At 73.0% G+C, this 17,342-nt stretch carries 16 protein-coding genes; 8 read left to right on the top strand and 8 right to left on the bottom strand.

Going from position 1 to position 17,342, the window contains the following annotated elements; genetic code table 11:
• The coding region (locus ASF38_RS07065) for a DEAD/DEAH box helicase (protein WP_156366830.1) at positions 1 to 973 on the top strand (973 nt) is incomplete at its 5' end.
• 59 nt (positions 974 to 1,032) lie between these two features.
• Here ASF38_RS07065 and ASF38_RS07060 read toward each other — a convergent pair.
• Together ASF38_RS07060 and ASF38_RS07055 are read right to left on the bottom strand one after the other, a co-directional pair.
• Entirely contained in the window at positions 1,033 to 2,094 is a 1,062-nt protein-coding gene (locus tag ASF38_RS07060; protein ID WP_056574697.1) for a hypothetical protein, read from the bottom strand.
• A gap of 78 nt (positions 2,095 to 2,172) precedes the next feature.
• The gene (locus ASF38_RS07055) at positions 2,173 to 2,970 is read right to left on the bottom strand and encodes a M15 family metallopeptidase (protein ID WP_235497457.1); all 798 of its coding nucleotides are present in this window, start codon (positions 2,968 to 2,970) and stop codon (positions 2,173 to 2,175) included.
• A gap of 82 nt (positions 2,971 to 3,052) precedes the next feature.
• Here ASF38_RS07055 and ASF38_RS07050 point away from each other — a divergent pair, with 82 nt between their 5' ends.
• The 3 genes from ASF38_RS07050 to ASF38_RS07040 all read left to right on the top strand — a co-directional run bounded on the left by ASF38_RS07050 (position 3,053) and on the right by ASF38_RS07040 (position 6,332).
• On the top strand, positions 3,053 to 4,270 hold the full coding sequence (locus ASF38_RS07050; RefSeq protein WP_056574694.1) for an Nramp family divalent metal transporter: 1,218 nt from the start codon (positions 3,053 to 3,055) through the stop codon (positions 4,268 to 4,270).
• Between the two features lie 66 nt (positions 4,271 to 4,336).
• Positions 4,337 to 5,416: an alpha/beta hydrolase gene (locus ASF38_RS07045; protein ID WP_056574691.1), complete on the top strand. Its 1,080-nt coding sequence runs from the start codon at positions 4,337 to 4,339 to the stop codon at positions 5,414 to 5,416.
• Between the two features lie 52 nt (positions 5,417 to 5,468).
• A complete protein-coding gene (locus ASF38_RS07040; protein WP_056574688.1) occupies positions 5,469 to 6,332 on the top strand; it encodes an Fpg/Nei family DNA glycosylase in 864 nt (287 codons plus the stop codon).
• 625 nt (positions 6,333 to 6,957) lie between these two features.
• On the opposite strand, the gene ASF38_RS07035 is transcribed toward ASF38_RS07040, so the two are convergent.
• Genes ASF38_RS07035 through eat form a run of 4 tightly spaced genes read right to left on the bottom strand, consistent with a single transcriptional unit; the run spans position 6,958 to position 11,486 of the window.
• Positions 6,958 to 7,797, bottom strand: coding sequence for a DMT family transporter (locus tag ASF38_RS07035; RefSeq protein ID WP_056574685.1), 840 nt, complete (start codon positions 7,795 to 7,797; stop codon positions 6,958 to 6,960).
• A gap of 28 nt (positions 7,798 to 7,825) precedes the next feature.
• Positions 7,826 to 8,620: an ethanolamine ammonia-lyase subunit EutC gene (eutC, locus tag ASF38_RS07030; protein WP_056574682.1), complete on the bottom strand. Its 795-nt coding sequence runs from the start codon at positions 8,618 to 8,620 to the stop codon at positions 7,826 to 7,828.
• Positions 8,617 to 10,056 (bottom strand): ethanolamine ammonia-lyase subunit EutB, encoded by a 1,440-nt coding sequence (locus ASF38_RS07025; RefSeq protein ID WP_235497456.1) that lies wholly within the window; start codon positions 10,054 to 10,056, stop codon positions 8,617 to 8,619. Before ASF38_RS07025 ends, eutC begins: the two co-directional genes overlap by 4 nt.
• The gene (gene eat, locus ASF38_RS07020; RefSeq protein ID WP_056574678.1) at positions 10,053 to 11,486 is read right to left on the bottom strand and encodes an ethanolamine permease; all 1,434 of its coding nucleotides are present in this window, start codon (positions 11,484 to 11,486) and stop codon (positions 10,053 to 10,055) included. Before eat ends, ASF38_RS07025 begins: the two co-directional genes overlap by 4 nt.
• 134 nt (positions 11,487 to 11,620) lie before the next feature.
• On the opposite strand from eat, the gene ASF38_RS18395 reads away from it, so the two are divergent.
• Positions 11,621 to 12,262 (top strand): hypothetical protein, encoded by a 642-nt coding sequence (locus tag ASF38_RS18395; RefSeq protein WP_056552657.1) that lies wholly within the window; start codon positions 11,621 to 11,623, stop codon positions 12,260 to 12,262.
• Positions 12,263 to 12,312: 50 nt separating this feature from the next.
• A complete protein-coding gene (locus ASF38_RS18390; RefSeq protein WP_056574675.1) occupies positions 12,313 to 13,380 on the top strand; it encodes a glycerophosphodiester phosphodiesterase family protein in 1,068 nt (355 codons plus the stop codon).
• Here ASF38_RS18390 and ASF38_RS07005 read toward each other — a convergent pair.
• Both ASF38_RS07005 and ASF38_RS07000 read right to left on the bottom strand, forming a co-directional pair.
• Positions 13,338 to 13,625, bottom strand: a complete 288-nt coding sequence (locus ASF38_RS07005) for a hypothetical protein (RefSeq protein WP_056574673.1) — start codon at positions 13,623 to 13,625, stop codon at positions 13,338 to 13,340. The genes ASF38_RS18390 and ASF38_RS07005 overlap by 43 nt on opposite strands.
• Positions 13,626 to 13,666: 41 nt before the next feature.
• The gene (locus tag ASF38_RS07000) at positions 13,667 to 14,938 is read right to left on the bottom strand and encodes a PspC domain-containing protein (RefSeq protein ID WP_056574670.1); all 1,272 of its coding nucleotides are present in this window, start codon (positions 14,936 to 14,938) and stop codon (positions 13,667 to 13,669) included.
• 145 nt (positions 14,939 to 15,083) lie between these two features.
• Here ASF38_RS07000 and ASF38_RS06995 point away from each other — a divergent pair, with 145 nt between their 5' ends.
• Both ASF38_RS06995 and ASF38_RS06990 read left to right on the top strand, forming a co-directional pair.
• Positions 15,084 to 16,421, top strand: coding sequence for an ATP-binding protein (locus ASF38_RS06995; RefSeq protein ID WP_235497455.1), 1,338 nt, complete (start codon positions 15,084 to 15,086; stop codon positions 16,419 to 16,421).
• A complete protein-coding gene (locus ASF38_RS06990) occupies positions 16,418 to 17,104 on the top strand; it encodes a response regulator transcription factor (protein WP_055969405.1) in 687 nt (228 codons plus the stop codon). Before ASF38_RS06995 ends, ASF38_RS06990 begins: the two co-directional genes overlap by 4 nt.
• Positions 17,105 to 17,342: the final 238 nt, after the last annotated feature.

Here is a 17,342-nt window from a genome sequence, read left to right as displayed (position 1 = left end):
CCTCGTCGACCGCCGCGCGTGCACCCTCGACCACGTCGAGATCACGGTGCTCGACGAGGCCGACCACCTCTGCGACCTCGGCTTCTTCAAGCCGGTCGACGCCCTCGTGGCCATGACCCGCCAGGGCAGCCAGCGGCTGCTGCTGTCGGCCACCCTCGACGGCGACGTCGACCGTCTGGTGCGTCGTCACCTCCCGCAGCACGACCTGCACGAGATCGAGTCCGCGCAGGAGACCGAGATGCGCATGGACCACCACGTGCTCGTCAGCTCGCGCACCGAGAAGCTGGCGACCGCGGCGCGGCTGCTCGCCGACAACCCCCGCACCATCGTGTTCGCCCGTACCCGCCGCGGAGCCACGCGCCTCGCGCGTCAGCTCACCACGGCCGGCATCGAGGCGGTCGACCTGCACGGCGACCTCAACCAGGCCAAGCGCGAGCGCAACCTGGCCCGCTTCAGCAAGGGTGCGGCCGACGTCATCGTCGCGACCGACATCGCCGCCCGCGGCATCCACGTCGACGACGTGAAGCTGGTCGTCCACTACGACGTGCCGGCCGAGCACAAGGCGTACACGCACCGCTCCGGTCGTACCGCCCGCGCGGGTGAGGCAGGCACCGTCATCACGATGACCACGCGCGAGGACCTGCGCGACGTCGTCCAGCTGCAGGCCAAGGCCGGCGTCACCGCTCGCCAGCACGATGCCGCCACGGCACCGAAGCCGCTGACGCCCGAGGCGCTCGCCGCCAGCGGCATCCTGCCCGAGCGCACGTCGGGCGGAGCCGGACACCGTGCGGGTTCCGGATCCGGTCGTGGTGGCCAGGGCCGAGGCGGACAGAACCGTGGTGGTGGCCAGAGCCGGTCGCCGCGCGGCGGTGGCCAGGGCCGCCCCGCCGGCCAGGGTCGCTCTGCCGGCCAGGGTCGCCCCGGCGGCAACCGTCGCCGCAGCGGCGGTGGACAGGCCCGCTCGGCCTCCTGACGTCCGCGAGACCGGCCCCGGTCGTCTGCCTCACCGGCAGGCGGCCGGGGCCTCTCTCGTCAGCGCCTCGGTACGACCACGTTGCGGTTGGTGGTCTTCTGACCAGCGGTCGTCGTGACCGTCTGCGCGGTGCTCTGCGTGGCGGCGTCCTGGAACCACCGGTCGCGGTAGCGCGCCTGGTCGTCGGGTGAGACCTCGACCTGCCAGCTGCCGGCCGGCAGGTCGATCGCACGCCACACGCCCTTGGTGGTGTAGGCGCGGGTGAACTCCGACGGATCGCCCACGCGGTGGATCAGCGCGATGCCCTCGACCAGCGCACCCTGGGCGTTGGTGACCCGGCCGATGATCTGCGCCGACCGGTCGACGAAGGTCCGACGGGGGACCGACGCCGACTGCGCGATGCCCACGGACACCGGCGTGACGTGCAGGCAGGACGGGTTGGCGTCACCCTCCGAGACCTTCTCGCGGCTGCCGTCGTGGCAGATGTCGAAGAAGTTGTGCGTCTTGTCGGTGTAGGTGAGGCGGTAGTCGCCACGCGGCAGCCCCTTCACCCGGAACGTGCCGTCGGACTGGACCGGCACGGTGGTGGGGTAGACGACCTGGTCGTCGGCCGCGGGTCCGCGGGTGGGAGCGTCGGCCTCGGCCACCTGGCCCTCCACGAGGACCTCGGCGTGGCTGGGCTGCGCACCGTTCGCGAACGCGACCCGACCGCTGATCGTCGACGCGCGGCGGGCGGTGATGTTCCGGGTGACGGTCGAGCCCATGACCGGTTCGACGATCCGCCAGCCCGCGACCAGGTCGAGGTCGGGGTCGTCGTACCAGAGCTCGTAGCGGGCGTCCTTCACCACGGTCGCCGGTCGGAAGCTGAAGGCGCCCCGCGTGGTCGTGGTGGTGGTCGCGATGGTGGCGTAGCTGTCCCCGGAGTCCGGGTCGCGCAGCATCAGCCGGACCTTGACGCCGGGCTGCCACTCGCCGGCAGCGGCGATCGCACCCTTGACGATCGTCGTGGTGGCGGCCTCGGCCGGCGGTGCCGTGACCGAACCGGCCGCGACCAGGCCGCCGGCCAGGCTGAGGGTGGCGAGGAGGGCGACGAGGCGCCCTGCTCGGATACGGATGTTCATGGTTCCTCCCGATGGTTGGTGGGTGACATCCACCAGATGCATGGTGGGCCCGGAAAGTTGTCCGCGGACGTCGATGAGTCAGTCGCGGGGGCTCGTCCAGGCCTTCGACGGGTAGCCGGTGTCGAAGTGCATGTAGTCGGCGACGTCGATGTTCTGCCAGATCCAGCCCTCGTCCTCGAAGAGCCGGACGGTCGCGTCGTCGGCCAGGATCTTCCCGGGGGCCGGAGTCCGCTCGGCGTGGGTGGCGCGCGGTGACCAGCAGCGGCAGCGCAGGTCCATCCAGGGGTTGAGGTCGGGGTTGATGTCGATCGCGCGGCCGTTCGCGTGCGGCGACTGCAGCACCGGTGCGTTGATCTGGTCCGGGCGGCGGCAGTTGTACGCGGAGGTGTTGTTGGCCTGCAGGCTCTTCAACGTGTCACCGTCGAAGGCCTCGACCGGGTCCATGCGCTCGATCGGGAAGCCGCGCTCGTGCAGCGTGACGAAGATGCGGCCGAGGCTCCCGACGACGTCGCGGTTCGCCACCAGCACCCCTCGGCGGTCCACGCCCTCGAAGTCGACGTAGGTGACCTCCAGCTCGCGCAGGTCGTCGCGGTCGACGGGGCACCCGGGCCGCCAGGCACCGGTGCGGACCATCGCCGCCCACCGCGCGTCGGAGACCTCGCCGACCGTCGGCGCCGTGGGGGTCGGGGTCGGGGTCGGCGTCGGCGCGGTCTCGGTCTCCGCGGGCGCGCTCGTCGGCGTCGGCGTGCGCGTGGCCGGCGCGTCGTCCGCTCGGTCCGGCCCGGAGCAGCCGACCAGCACGGACGTCGCCAGCACGACGACGGTCAGGACCAGGACGGCCAGGACGCCGGGGGAGCGGTGCGAAGGTCGCGACACCCGACCACGGTAGTGCGGGATCGCCCCCGCCGGGGGTCGGTCCTCGCGCGGGAGCCGCGCGAGCGGTGGCTACGCTGCGGCCATGCTGACGGCGTCCACCCTGCGCGGCCGCATGGTCCTGCTCGGGCCGGCCTTCGTGGCAGCGGTCGCCTACGTCGACCCCGGCAACGTGGCCACCAACGTCACCGCCGGGGCCCAGTTCGGCTACACGCTGGTGTGGGTCGTGGTGCTCGCGAACGTGATGGCCGTGCTGGTGCAGTACCTCTCGGCGAAGCTGGGGCTGGTCACGCAGGCGTCGCTCGCCACCCACGTCGGGCAGCGGCTGCGTCGGGGTCCACGCCTGGCGTACTGGGTGCAGGCCGAGGCGATCGCGATCGCCACGGACCTCGCCGAGGTGGTGGGGGGCGCGATCGCGCTGTACCTGCTGTTCGACCTGCCGCTCGTGGTCGGCGCCGTGCTGACGGCAGGGGTCTCGTTGCTCGTGCTCAGGATCGGCGACGCCCGCGGGCAGGGTGCGCTCGAGCGCACGATCCTCGGGTTCCTCGCGATGATCGCCGTCGGGTTCGTGGCCGGCCTCGTCGTCAACCCACCGGCCGCGTCGGAGGTGGCCGGTGGCCTCGTGCCGACGTTCGCGGGCGCCGAGAGCGTGCTGCTCGCGTCGGGGATCATCGGCGCCACGGTGATGCCTCACGTCATCTACCTGCACTCGGGGCTCACGTCGGGCCGGCTCGGCGCACGGGGCCGCGAGGTGTCGGTGGCCGGGCTGCTGCGCGCCACGCGGACCGACGTCGTGCTCGCGCTGCTGCTCGCCGGTGTCCTCAACCTGTCGCTGCTGCTCGTCGCCGCGGCAGGCCTGCAGGGTCTGCCGGGCACCGACACCTTGACGGGGGTGCACGCGCTCGTCACGTCGGAGCTCGGGGCGGGGGTGGCGCTGCTGTTCGCAGTGGCCCTGCTCGGGTCCGGCCTCGCCTCGACGGCCGTGGGGGCGGCCGCGGGCGCGGAGGTCATGCAGGGTCTGCTCGGGATCCGTGTGCCGCTGCTGCTGCGGCGGGTGGTGACGGTGATCCCGGCCCTGGTCGTGCTCGTGCTCGGCATCGACCCGAGCCGTGCCCTGGTCGTGTCGCAGGTGGTGCTGTCGTTGGGCATCCCGTTCGCGCTCGTGCCCCTCGTGCGCCTCACCGCGAGCAGGTCCGTGATGGGCGAGCACGTGAACCGAGTGGCCACCACGGTGGCGGCGTGCGCCGTGGCGGCCGTCGTGATCGCGCTCAACCTCTCCCTCCTGGTGCTCACCTTCACGTGATCCGCTCGGCGACCCCCGGAGGCGTTCCCCGGCGGGGCAGGGCGGCCTCTGGCATCATCGCGAGTCATGTCCCTCCCGCTCGTCCCGCGCGTCCGCGTGCCCCGTGACCTCGCAGGGGCGGCGGTGAACCTGCGGGACAAGGCGCAGGGACGTCGCATCGCCGACCTGCGGCCGACCCCGCGCACGCTCATCAAGGTGACGGAGCACGCCAGCCTCTTCCGCTACGACCCGTACCCGGGCCTCGAGCAGCACGGCGAGCCGCTGCTGTTCGTCCCGCCCCTCGCGGCGCCGGCGCTGGCCTTCGACCTGCGCCGCGGGTGCAGCGTGGTGGAGTACTTCGTGCAGCAGGGACGTCCCGTGTACCTGGTCGACTACGGACCGGTCAGCTTCGAGCACCGCGAGCTCGGCATCGAGCACTGGGTGGACACGGTGATCCCGCAGGCGGTCCGCCACGTCCACGCCGACGCCGGCGACCGGCCGGTCCACATGGCGGGCTGGTCGCTGGGTGGGATCTTCACCATCTTCACGGCCGCGTCCGATCCGTCCCTGCCGCTGGCGTCGGCCACGGCGGTCGCCTCGCCCTTCGACCTGACCCAGGTGCCGCTGATCGCGATCACGCGTCCGGTCAACGCGGTCGCGAGCGGTCTGGTCAGTGCCGCGTACCGCACGCTCGGCGGGGTGCCGGCCCCTCTGACCCGTCTGGGGTTCCAGATCTCGGCGATCGACAAGTACCTGACGAAGCCGATCTCGATGCTCACGCATGCGGACGACCGCGACTTCCTCGCCCAGCTCGAGGCGGTGGACCGGTTCACCGACAACATGTACGCCTACCCGGGGCGCACGTTCGGGCAGCTGTACCACGTGGTGGTGCGCAGCAACGCGCTCGCGACCGGCGTCGTGGAGCTGGGCGGCCGCTCGATCGAGCTGGCCCGGATCGACGTTCCCGTCCTCGTGGTGGCCGGGCTGGGCGACACGCTCGCGCCGACCGGGGCCGTCAGCCACCTCGTGGACCTGCTCACGGGATCGCCCGACGTGCAGCTCGTCCAGGCGCCCGGGGGTCACCTGGGTGTGCTCACCGGACGAGCCGCGCGTCGGACGTCGTGGCCCGCCATGGAGGGCTTCTACGCCCGGCACGACACCGACTGACACCGCCCTCGGGTCGCGCCGCGTGGTCGGTCCCGGGGCGTAGGCTCGGAGCGTGCCCGAGATGCCCGAGGTCGACGCGCTCGTGGTCTTCCTGCGTGAACGAGCCGTGGGTGCCGTCCTGGCCGACGTCGAGCTGGCGTCGTTCGCCGTGCTCAAGACGTTCGACCCGCCCGTATCGGCCCTCGCCGGGCTCCAGGTCACGGGTGTGCACCGGCACGGCAAGTTCGTCGACCTCGACGTCGACGGCCTGCACCTCGTGATCCACCTGGCCAAGGCGGGCTGGCTGCGCTGGTCCGACCACCTCACCGACAAGCGCCTCAAGATGGGTGCCGGCCCTCTCGCCGCGCGGGTCCGGCTCGACCACGGCGACGGACCCCACGTCGGCTTCGACGTCACGGAGGCCGGCACCCGCAAGGGCCTCGCGCTGTACGCGGTGCGCGACCCGCAGGACGTGCCCGGCATCGCGGCTCTGGGCCCCGACCCCCTCGCCGAGGGCTTCTCGGTGGCGCCCCTGCTCGAGGGCCGACGCATGCAGGTCAAGAGGTTCCTGCGCGACCAGAAGATCGTGGCCGGCATCGGCAACGCCTACAGCGATGAGATCCTGCACGCCGCGAAGCTGTCGCCGTTCGCGCTCGCCTCCGAGCTCGACGCCGAGGAGGTCGGTCGGCTCGACGCCGCGATCGCGTCGGTGCTCGCCGAGGCGATGGCCGAGGCGCACGGCAAGCCCGCCTCGGAGCTCAAGGACTCCAAGCGCTCCCGCATGCGCGTGCACGGCCGGGCCGGCGAGGTGTGCCCGGTCTGCGGGGACCCGGTCGCCGAGGTCGTCTTTGCCGACTCCTCGCTGCAGTACTGCCCCACCTGCCAGACCGGGGGCAAGCCGCTCAAGGACCGGTCCACGAGCAAGTTCCTCAAGTAGGCGGGCTCTCCCGGTTCGGGCTCGTCCTGCGGCTGCGTCGGTCGGGGTGGCCCACTCCTGCGGCTGCGTCGCCGCGGCTGCGAGTCGGGTCGGTCTCCGAAAGGGCCTCGACCGGCGGACGGGTCCGGGCTCGGCCGGGCTCTCGGAGCGCGGCTCCGGGGACGCAAGATTCTGCGTTCGTGAGGGAGAGGGCGAAGGATGCTGCGTTCTCTACGGGATCCCGTCACCAACGCAGCATCGTTGGGGCTTCAGCGCGTGAAGGCAGAATCCTGCGTCCACCGGGGGCGTCTCGTGCGTCGGGTGGGCAGAGATTCTCCCTACTCGTGGACCGTCCCACGACGATGGAGAATCACTGCCCCTCCGGGGCCCCTGGTCGTCGCCTCGATTCTTCCTTCGCGAGGTGCGGTCCACGAGAAGGAAGAACCGTGCGTGGATCACGCGCAGATGAAGAATCGTGGCCGCGCCCCGCAGACCCAGCCGGGACCAGTCCCACCGCTCCGGTCGAGGCCCTTCGGAGAGCGGCTCGACTCGCAGCCTCAGCGGCGCAGCAGCAGGCGAAAGCTCATCGGCAGCGACGCAGCAGCACGCGAAGGCCCGTTGCCGACGCTGCCGACGGACGATTCGGTCAGCCCAGCGCGACGAGGGTGACCGCGGTGGCGGCCAGGGCCAGGCCGAGGCCCTGCCAGGCCTGGATGCGCTCCTTCAGCACCAGCGTGGCCAGAAGCACGGTCGCGGCCGGGTAGAGCGCCGAGATGACCGAGACCACCGACAGCAGGCCCTCGCGCGTGGCGAGCAGGAAGGCCGCGGTGGCGGTGGCCCCGAGAGGTCCCATCGCCAGTGCGCGCCACGCTGCGGGCTCGCGGGGGACCCACGGCTGACGCACCGTCACGGCGACGGCCACGACGGCGAGCATGGCCACGGCGTTGGCGAGGGCGAGCGGCCAGAGCCCGGCGTCGTCGCCCACCTGCCCGAGCGCGACGAACAGCACGCCGAAGCCGACGCCGGCCAGCAGGCCGTCGACGACGCCCCCGCGGTGCGCGGCCGCCGCGACCGCGTCCTCCTCGACCACGCGCGACACGAGGGCGATCGCGGGGAAGGCCACCACGATCCCGGCCAGGGCCAGCGCGCTCGGCCGGTCACCCGTGACGAGACCGACCGCCACGGGCAGCAGAGCGCAGACGACCGCGGACAACGGGGCCACCACGCTCATCCGTCCGCCGGCGAGCCCGCGGTACAGCACCGCTGCACCCACGCCGGCCCCGACGCCGCCGGCCGACGCCCAGGCCCAGTCCGACCCGACCGCGGCGCCCCCGACGACCGCTGCGGCGGCGGCCACGCACACCGTCGACGACAGCTGCCCGACGACGGCGGTCTGCCACGGGCCCGACCGCTTGGCGAACAGCCCACCGAGGAAGTCCGAGACGCCGTACGCGAGCGCGGAGATCAGGGACAGGACGACGGCCACGCGAGCACCCTAGGGCACGGGGCGAGGTCTACGGCACGTGCTCGACGGCGGCTGCCTCGGCCGCCTCCACCGCCTGCGCGGCGGAGGAGTCCTTGAGCGCCACCCCCGACCGCCCGAGCTGCCGCGAGCCCTGCACGAGCGCCACGGCGATCCGCCCGGCCGCGTCGTAGCCCAGCCCCTCGGGCGGGTGGATGTTGGAGATGCAGTTCCGCTCGGCGTCGCTGCGGCCGGGCCTGGGGTCGTGCGTCAGGTAGATCCCGAGGCTGTCGGCCACCGACAGACCCGGCCGCTCACCGATGACGACGAGCAGCGACTGCACGCCGAGCGCCTCGCCGACGTGGTCACCGAGCGCCACGCGCGACTGCGTGGCGATCACCGGTGGGGCGATCCGGTAGAGCCCCCCGAGCGCGTCGACGAGCGTCGTGAGCACACCGATGGCGTGGTCGGTGAGGGCGCGGGGGGACAGGCCATCCGCCAGCACGATCGCGAGGTCGGCGCCGCGATGCTGCCGCAGGTGCTCGAGGTCGGCGGGCCGACGCCCCAGATCGGGCCGGCGCAGGTACTCGGCGCGCCCCTCCGCCAGGCTGCGCACGCACAACGGCTCGCCGAGGCCGACCTCGCTGACCCGGGCCGCCAGAGCGTCGACGTCGAGGGGCTCGTGCACGGCGTCGCGTGCGGCGGCATGGGCGGCGCGGAACTCCAGCACCCGTCGTGTGGGCAGGGAGCTGCCTGCCCGTCCGAGACCGATGCGGGCCTGCGTGGTGCGCCGCAGACCGTCCCACGGGTCGTCCCCGGGCCGCGACGGTGGGGGAGTGCCGGTCACGACGGTCCCGCGATCGAGAGCAGTGGCGAGGCACCGAGGTCGACCGGGAGCACCCGTCCCGCGTCGTCGACCATGCCGAGACCGGCCAACCACGCCTCGAACTCCGGCGCAGGTCGTAGTCCGAGCGCCTGCCGCACGTAGAGCGCGTCGTGGAACGACAGGCTCTGGTACCCGAGCATCACGTCGTCGGCACCGGGCACCGCGATGACGAACGCGGCGCCGGCCACGCCCAGGAGCGTCAGCAGCGTGTCCATGTCGTCCTGGTCGGCCTCGGCGTGGTTGGTGTAGCAGACGTCGACGCCCATCGGCAGCCCCAGCAGCTTCCCGCAGAAGTGGTCCTCCAGGCCCGCCCGGATGATCTGCTTGCCGTCGTAGAGGTACTCCGGACCGATGAAGCCGACGACGGTGTTCACGAGCAGGGGGTCGAGCGCCCGGGCCAGCCCGTAGGCACGGGTCTCGAGCGTCTGCTGGTCGACCGCCCTCCCACCGGTGCCCAGATGGGCGCCGGCCGAGAGAGCCGACCCCTGCCCCGTCTCGAGGTACATGACCTGGTCGCCCACGGTCCCGCGGCCGAGCGACCGCCCTGCCGCGCTGGCCTCGAGCAGCAGCGGCACCGTGACGCCGAAGGACGCGTTCGCCCCCTCGGTCCCGGCGATGGACTGGAACACCAGGTCGACGGGCACTCCCTGCTCGATGAGGTCCAGCGTGGTCGTGACGTGCGAGAGCACGCACGACTGCATCGGGATGTCGAAGCGCAGACGGAGCTCGTCGAGCAGGTGCAGCAGACGTGCCGTGGTCTGCGGGGAGTCGGTGGCGGGATTGATGCCGATGACCGCGTCACCGGACCCCATGAGCAGCCCGTCGAGCGTCGCAGCAGCGATCCCGGCAGGGTCGTCGGTGGGGTGGTTGGGCTGCAGGCGGGTCGCGATCCGCCCCGGCAGGCCGATCGTCGTGCGGAAGGCCGAGACGACCTGCGCGGCCTGGGCGACGAGCACGAGGTCCTGGTTGCGCATGAGCTTCGAGACGGCGGCCACCATCTCGGGCGTCAGTCCGGGAGCCAGGGCCGCGAGGGTGGTCGCGGCGTCGGGACGGGTGCACTGCTCGAGCAGCCAGTCGCGCAGCCCGCCCACCGTGAGGTGGGCCACCGGGGCGAACGCGGAGGCGTCGTGGGAGTCGATGATCAGGCGGGTGACCTCGTCGCTCTCGTACGGGACGACGTGCTCGTCGAGGAACGTCTGCAGCGGCTCGTCGGCCAGCGCCCACGCGGCCGCCGCGCGCTCGGCGTCGGACTCGGCGGCACACCCGGCGAGCTGGTCCCCGGAGCGAGCGGGGGTGGCCTTCGCCATGAGGTCGACGAGACCGTCGAAACGGTAGGTCGTGCCGCCGAGGCTCTGACGGCGTATCGGTCCCCCTGCCCCCGGACCGGCCACGCTCACTCCAGCTCCTGCTCGGCGCGGGCCAGTGCGGCGAACTCCTCGTCGGGGGAGGCGGCCACGAGGTGGTGGCGGCTGTAGAGGGCGAAGTACGCCATGAACGCGGTGAAGACCGCCACGCACCACAGGGCTGCGGTGCTGTCGACGAGGAACGTGGCGACGACCGACAGCGCCGCCACGGCCAGCGCGAAGCCGGTGGTCGCGATGCCGCCCGGCGTCCGGTAGGGCCGGGGCATGTCGGGCTCGCGGACCCGTAGCACCACGTGGCTCACCATCATCAGCACGTAGCTGAGGGCCGCGCCGAAGACGGCCATGTTGAGCAGGAGCGCACCCTGGCCGGTCAACGAGAGCCCGAACCCGACGATGCCCGGGACGACGAGCGCCAGCACCGGCGCCTTGCGGCGGTTCGTGACCGACAGCGCCGTCGGCAGGTAGCCGGCCCGCGACAGCGCGAACAGCTGGCGCGAGTAGGCGTAGATGATCGAGAAGAAGCTCGCGACGAGCCCCGCCAGGCCCACGTAGTTGACGACGGTCGCGGCCGTCCCGTCGCCGAGAGCCTCCACGAGGGGGTTGCCCGATGACGACATCGCCTCCGCGCCCCCGGCGCCGGGCGTGAGCACGAGGACGGCGACGCAGGTGACGAGCAGGACCGACATCGCCGCGATGATCCCACGTGGCACGTTGCGCTCGGCGTCGGCCGCCTCCTCGGCGGCGAGCGGGACGCCCTCGATGGCGAGGAAGAACCAGATGGCGAACGGGATCGCCGCCCAGATGCCGAGGTAGCCGAAGGGCAGGAGCTCCGAGGCCCCGGCGGCGTCGGTCGGAGCGATGTCGGTGAGCCGCGAGGCGTCGAAGTCGCCGATCGCCGCGATCGCGAACACGAGCAGGCCGACGAGCGCGACGGAGGTGATGACGAACATGACCTTGAGCGCCTCGCCCACCCCGGCGAGGTGGATGCCGATGAAGAGTGCGTACACCGCCAGGTACACCCACCAGCCGTCGGTGATGCCGAACAGGCCGAGCGACTCGACGTAGGCGCCGATGAAGGTCGCGATGGCGGCAGGGGCGATCGCGTACTCGATGAGGATCGCGGTCCCGGTGGCGAAGCCGCCCCAGGCCCCGAGCGCACGCCGGGCGAACGTGTAGCCGCCACCTGCGGCGGGCAGCGCCGACGACAGCTCGGCCATGCCGAGGACGAGGGCCAGGTACATGGCGGCGACGATCACCGTCGCGATGAGCAGGCCGCCGAAGCCGCCCTCGGCGAGGCCGAAGTTCCAGCCCGAGTAGTCACCCGAGACGACGTAGCTGACGCCCAGCCCGGCCAGCAGGACCCATCCCGCCGTTCCCTGCTTCAGCTGACGCTTCTCCAGGTACTCCTGGGCGGTCGCGTCCGTCCCGGAGGCTCCGGTGGGAGCCTTCTCCTGCTGGGCCATGTCCCCTCCTCGTGTGCGTGAGGGTCGCGACGCTAACGAGACGATGTTTCGACCGCGTGTGCGTCCCGTTGCCACCGTGCGCGATCCCCGCGGCAGTCGGTGGACGGCTGGGGCGCGGGACCTACGCTGGTGCCATGACGCACGACGGTGGACCACGACGCGAGAGCTGGAGCGCGCGCACCAACCGCGCCGTGCACGGGGCGACCACCCGCGTCGACGGGCAGACGGCCGACGCCGCGCACCGTGCGGTCGCCGTCATCGTCCCGGCCGTGCGGCTGCTGCGGATCCCGTCGCTCCTGCTGGCGGTCGCACCCCTGCCGTTCCTGGCGGCCACGTTCGCGCTCGGCCTGGCGTCCGGCAGCACCGTCGGCACGGTGCTCGTGGTGGCCGCGGTCCTGCTGGCCCTGGTGCCCGCGGCCTTCGCGGCGCGTCGCCACCGTGTGCTCCGGGCGGTCGAGGAGCCCGAGCAGCTGGCCACCGAGCTCGGCATCGCGGTGAGCCTGAGCGACAAGGTCGACGAGACGCGCGGCGCACTCACCTCGATCGCCGGCGGCGGGGGCTGGCGGGTGCTGTCCCGGCTCAAGGGCGTGTGGTCGGGCGTCGGCATGACCGGTCGGTGGATCGAGGGCGTGGGCGACCTCCCGCGCGCCCGCTACTTCGTGCCGCCCAAGATCGGTACCTCGGTCAGCCTGGTCGTCGCCACGCTCTGGACCGTGCCGATCTCGGCGCTGCTGGCCTTCTTCGCCCTCGTCGCGGCCATCGCCGGGACGCTCTGACCGCAGCGAGGTCCCCCGACGAGCTCGTCGGGAGTGCTTCACTGGATGTCATGAGCGGTCCGGCGCCCTGGCCACCCGTCCCAGCCGTCATCGGTCATCGCGGTGTGCCGGGCCTCCGCCTGGAGCACACCCGCGCGTCCTACGAGCTGGCGATCGAGCAGGGGGCCGACTACATCGAGCCCGACGTGGTCGCCACGCGCGACGGCCACCTCGTCGTGCGGCACGAGAACGAGATCGGGCACACCACCGACATCGCCGCGCGCCCGGAGTTCGCCGACCGGCGCACCACGAAGCGGATCGACGGCGTCTGGCTGAGTGGCTGGTTCACCGAGGACCTCACGCTCGAGGAGGTCAAGACCCTGCGCGTGCGCGAGCGTCTCCCGCAGCTGCGCCCGCAGAACCTCCCCCTCGCCGGCACGCAGCAGGTGCTGACGTTCGAGGAGGTCCTGGAGATCGCCCGCCGGGCCGATCGTCGGGTGGGGGTCTACGTGGAGACCAAGCACCCCACCTACTTCCGCGGGCTGGGTCTCGACCTGGACGACCGGCTGCTCGACGCGCTGGAGGCCGCCGACCTGAACCGTCCGGACGCCGACGTGCCGGTGGTGATCCAGTCGATGGAGACCGCCAACCTGCGCGGGTTGCGGCCGCGCACACCGCTCACGCTCGTCCAGCTGCTCGACCGCAAGGACGCGCCGTGGGACCTGGTGGCCGCCGGTGACCCGCGCACCTACGCGGACCTGACCACGAGCGACCAGCTGGCCGAGCTCGCCCGCCACGTCGACGGCATCGGTCCGAACAAGACGCTGGTCATCGCGCGGCGACGGGGTCACTGGCTGGACGGGGAGACCGGCCTGGTGGAGCGCGCGCACGCCGCGGGCCTGCTCGTGCACATCTGGACGATGCGCGACGAGAACAACTTTTTGCCCGCCGACTTCCGCTCCAGCGCCGACGTGGCCGCCCGCGGCGACGCCGAGGCCGAGTACCTCGCGTTCTTCGATGCCGGGGTGGACGGGGTGTTCACCGACTACGCCGCCACCGCGGTTGCGGCGCGTGACCATTGGCTCGTCGCCGGGGGTCAGTCGCGGCGGTCGGGATCGATGTCGTCGGTCTCGTCGTAGTCCGGGGCGACAGGCGCCGCGGCCCGCGGCGCACGGCCGCGCCGGCTGACGACGAGCGTCGCGGCCAGGCCGAGGACGCCCAGGACGATGAGTCCGACCGCGACGGCGCGCCCGATCTGGTCACCGTCGAGCACGTCCTGGCCCCGCGCAGCCCACAGGCCGGCCGCGGCGAGGAAGAACAGGCCGAAGAGCGTGTTGAAGGGCCGCACGCGGGGGCGTCGGGTCGAGGTCGGCGAGGTGGTCATGGTGCTCCTGTCGGAAAGAGGGTCGGGGGTGGGCGCGGCGGTCATGGGCGACGCACCTCCACCTGACCGAGCGAGTGGTCGACGTCGATCGTGAGGGCCGGACCCGTGGCGGAGGCCCGCAGTCGCCGGTCGACCCCGCTGTCGCGCTCCCCGAGGACCACGAGGTCACCGGCGCGGACCGACGCGTCGACCACGACGGGCACGCCGTCGGGCACGACGACCACGGTCTGGCCCATGCCGGTCTCGATCTCGATCGTCCGCCCGAGCAGGGCCTCCGGGTCGGACACGTCGGTCAGGTCCAGCTCGAACTGGCCGAAGCCGAAGGAGTAGCTGTCGCGGACCTGCGACGCGCTCTGCGGGGCGACGTCCAGCTCCCCGCCGCGAAGCGTGGGGACCAGGGTGCCCAGTGCGAGCACGGGCAGCAAGAGCAGCCCGATGAGCACGAGTGGGAGACCTCCTCGCGCGAAGGTGCAGAGCACGAGGCCCAGACCGACGACCGCGAGGGCCACGGCCACGTAGGTCGGCCACGTCGGGTCGGCCACGAGGCGCACCACGGCGAGGGCGATCGCGATCGACGACAGGGTCAGCAGCGTCGGGATCCAGCTGTACGGCTCACGTGGTTCCCGCGGGGGCGGGGGCTGGATCGAGCGGCGCGGCTCCGACGGAGGAGTGGGTGGGAGGCCCGCGGTCGGGTGCTCGCCGGGGGCCGTGTCGAGGACGACCGTGTCGGTGGGGGTCGACGACCACGTGGTGGCGGGATCGGTCACGGTCGGGCGGTTGGAGCCTGCGGGGTCCGACCCGGTGTCGACGCCGTGGCCCTCGTGCCCGCGCCGCCGGCCCCCGCGCCGGACCAGCCAGACGACCAGGGCGACAGGTCCGCCGATGACGAGCGCGGCCCAGAAGAGCCCGTCCCCGCCCCAGCCCCAGCCACCGTCGCCGAGCACACCGAGCACGGCCAGCACCGCGGCCACCACGAGTCCGGTGTCGCGCACCTGCGCCTCGCTGGTGTCGAGCCCGAACCACTCACCGACGTGGCTGCGCGGCTCGTCGTCGGCGGGCAGCAGCAACCACCCTGCGACGTAGAGGATGACGCCGGCGAGTCCCACGAAGCACAGGACGACCGTGAGCACCCGCACGACGACCGGGTCGATGTCGAAGCGGCGGGCGACGCCGTCGCAGACGCCGGCGAGCATCCGGTCGTCGGAGCTGCGGCGCACCTCGGAGAAGGCACGGAAGCCACGACGCGGGCCGGGTGCGTGGGGACTCGCGCCCGGGTCGGGCGCCTGGTCGGTGGGAGGGGGCTGCGTGGTCATGGCTCCATCGTCGGCCGGGCAGGGCGTGCGGCACCATCGGGCGCGACCCTGGTCCGACCCTGGTTCCCGAACCCGGGGGACCTCGGGGGACCACGGGTGCGACACCTGGTGGCGCCGGCTCGCGCGCACGTGTGACGATGCCGAGGTGAGCCAGACCGCCCTCGGAGCCAGGACCCCTCCTGGTCCGTCCTCCGACCGCCCTCGGGTGCGGCGCGCCTACCGTCCGGCGGACCATCGCGTCGTCGGCGGGGTCGCGATGGGGCTGGCCGAGCACCTCGACGTGCCGGTCCTGTGGGTGCGCGTCGGCTTCGTGGTCACCACCTGGTTCAACGGCGTCGGCGTCCTGGCCTACCTGCTGCTGTGGCGGTTCATGCCACTGCGCCGACCGGAGCTGTCGCCCGGGCTGGAGTCCGCGAGCCGTCGTGGCATGCGCGCCGCGGGCCGCCCCGGCGTCCTCGAGATCGTGCAGACCGTCGCCGTGCTCGCCGTGGGCGTCGGGGTCCTCTTCCTCGTGCAGGGCGGAGGTCGGCTCACCGGGTCGCTGCTGATCCCGCTGCTCATCGTGGTGGTCGGGGTGGCGGTCGTCTGGCGCCAGATCGACGACGCCGCCTGGCAGACCTGGCTCACCCGCACGACAGGGTGGGGCTTCGTGGCCCGCGTCGCGGTCGGGCTCGGCCTGGTCGCCCTCGGCGCCGTGTACCTCGTGACGCAGGAGCGTGGCCTGTCCGCGGTGCGCGACCTCGGGTCGGCCCTCGCCATCGCGGTCGTGGGTCTGCTCCTGCTCCTCGGGCCCTGGATCATCTCGCTCGTGACGGCCCTCGGGAGCGAGCGCCGCGAGCGCATCCGCACGCAGGAGCGCGCCGACGTGGCCGCGCACCTGCACGACTCCGTCCTCCAGACGCTGGCGCTGCTGCAGAAGAACGCCGACGACCCCGCCGCCGTCGCCACCTTGGCGCGACGTCAGGAGCGCGAGCTCCGGTCCTGGCTCTACGGGGACGAGGAGTCCCCGGGTGACTCCCTGGCTGCGGCCCTGCGGGAGGTCCGCAGCGAGGTGGAGCAGGCGCACCAGCTGGTGGTCGAGCTGGTGGTGGTGGGCGACACGGCGCTCGACGCCGACCTGGTGGCGCTCGTCCGCGCCACGCGCGAGGCCGTCGTGAACGCCGCCAAGCACGCCCAGGTGGATCGCGTCGACGTGTACGCCGAGGTCGGCAGCACGCAGGTCGAGGTGTTCGTGCGCGACCGCGGGACCGGCTTCGACCCCGACCTGATCGCCGACGACCGGATGGGCGTCCGGGGCTCCATCGTGGGCCGGATGGAGCGTCATGGCGGCACCGCCCGGGTGCGCAGCACGCCGGGGGAGGGCACGGAGGTGGCGCTCACCCTCGCCCGACGCGCGGCGCCCGCTGCGGGCGAGACCTCTTCGGTGCGACCCGATCCGGCACCCCGCGACCCTGCTCGACCCGAGGCCGAGGAGGCCCCATGACCGACGACCGTCCCCCGACCGGCCGGCCCGGAGGCAGCGCGCCCCTGCGCGTGCTCATCGTCGACGACCACGCCATGTTCCGCACCGGGGTGCGCGCCGAGCTCGAGAAGGACCCCCGGCTCCAGGTGGTGGGCGAGGCCGAGGACGTCGACACCGCCGTCCCCGCCGTCCTGGAGCTGCGTCCCGACGTGGTCCTGCTCGACGTGCACATGCCCGGGGGCGGGGGAGCCGAGGTGATCCGGCGGGTCGACCGCACCGCACCGGACGTGCGGTTCCTGGCGCTGTCGGTCAGCGACGCCGCCGAGGACGTCATCGGCGTGATCCGCGCCGGCGCGCGCGGCTACGTCACGAAGAACATCTCCGGCAGCGAGCTCGTCGACGCCCTCCACCGCGTCGCCTCGGGCGACGCCGTGTTCAGCCCTCGCCTCGCCGGCTTCGTGCTCGACGCCTTCGCGGGGACGATCGAGGTGGCGCAGGTCGACGAGGACCTCGACCGACTGACCGAGCGCGAGCGCGAGGTCATGCGGCTCATCGCCCGCGGCTACGCCTACAAGGAGGTCGCGAAGGAGCTGTTCATCTCCGTCAAGACCGTCGAGACGCACGTCTCGAGCGTGCTGCGCAAGCTGCAGCTCTCGAGCCGGCACGAGCTCACCAAGTGGGCGAGCGACCGGCGTCTGATCTGAGGTCCGACGGCTGAGGCATGAGGCCAGGCGGACCGGGCCGCCTGGGCCGCCTGGGCCGCCTGGGCCGGCCGGGCCGCCTGGCCTCGGCCGTCGTCCTTCGAGTGGGGTCGGTCGTCGGTGCGTCGCTTCGGCCGGGTCCCCGCTTGCTGCTGCGTCGCTGTGGCTGGGTCTTCGCTTGCTGCTGCGTCGCTGGGGCTGGGTCTTCGCTTGCTGCTGCGTCGCTGTGGCTGGGTCTTCG

Origin of the sequence: Aeromicrobium sp. Leaf272, from assembly GCF_001422865.1 — a bacterium.
Taxonomy (GTDB): Bacteria; Actinomycetota; Actinomycetes; order Propionibacteriales; family Nocardioidaceae; genus Aeromicrobium.
The sequence above is the reverse complement of the archived record's forward strand: the minus strand, read 5'-3'. Positions and strand labels throughout refer to the sequence as shown.

Coding starts and splice junctions, on each gene's coding strand:
- ASF38_RS07060 (WP_056574697.1), bottom strand. CDS start 2,094: ATGAACATCCGTATCCGAGCAGGGCGCCTCGTCGCCCTCCTCGCCACC.
- ASF38_RS07050 (WP_056574694.1), top strand. CDS start 3,053: ATGCTGACGGCGTCCACCCTGCGCGGCCGCATGGTCCTGCTCGGGCCG.
- ASF38_RS07045 (WP_056574691.1), top strand. CDS start 4,337: ATGTCCCTCCCGCTCGTCCCGCGCGTCCGCGTGCCCCGTGACCTCGCA.
- eat (WP_056574678.1), bottom strand. CDS start 11,486: ATGGCCCAGCAGGAGAAGGCTCCCACCGGAGCCTCCGGGACGGACGCG.
- ASF38_RS18395 (WP_056552657.1), top strand. CDS start 11,621: ATGACGCACGACGGTGGACCACGACGCGAGAGCTGGAGCGCGCGCACC.
- ASF38_RS18390 (WP_056574675.1), top strand. CDS start 12,313: ATGAGCGGTCCGGCGCCCTGGCCACCCGTCCCAGCCGTCATCGGTCAT.
- ASF38_RS07005 (WP_056574673.1), bottom strand. CDS start 13,625: ATGACCACCTCGCCGACCTCGACCCGACGCCCCCGCGTGCGGCCCTTC.
- ASF38_RS07000 (WP_056574670.1), bottom strand. CDS start 14,938: ATGACCACGCAGCCCCCTCCCACCGACCAGGCGCCCGACCCGGGCGCG.
- ASF38_RS06990 (WP_055969405.1), top strand. CDS start 16,418: ATGACCGACGACCGTCCCCCGACCGGCCGGCCCGGAGGCAGCGCGCCC.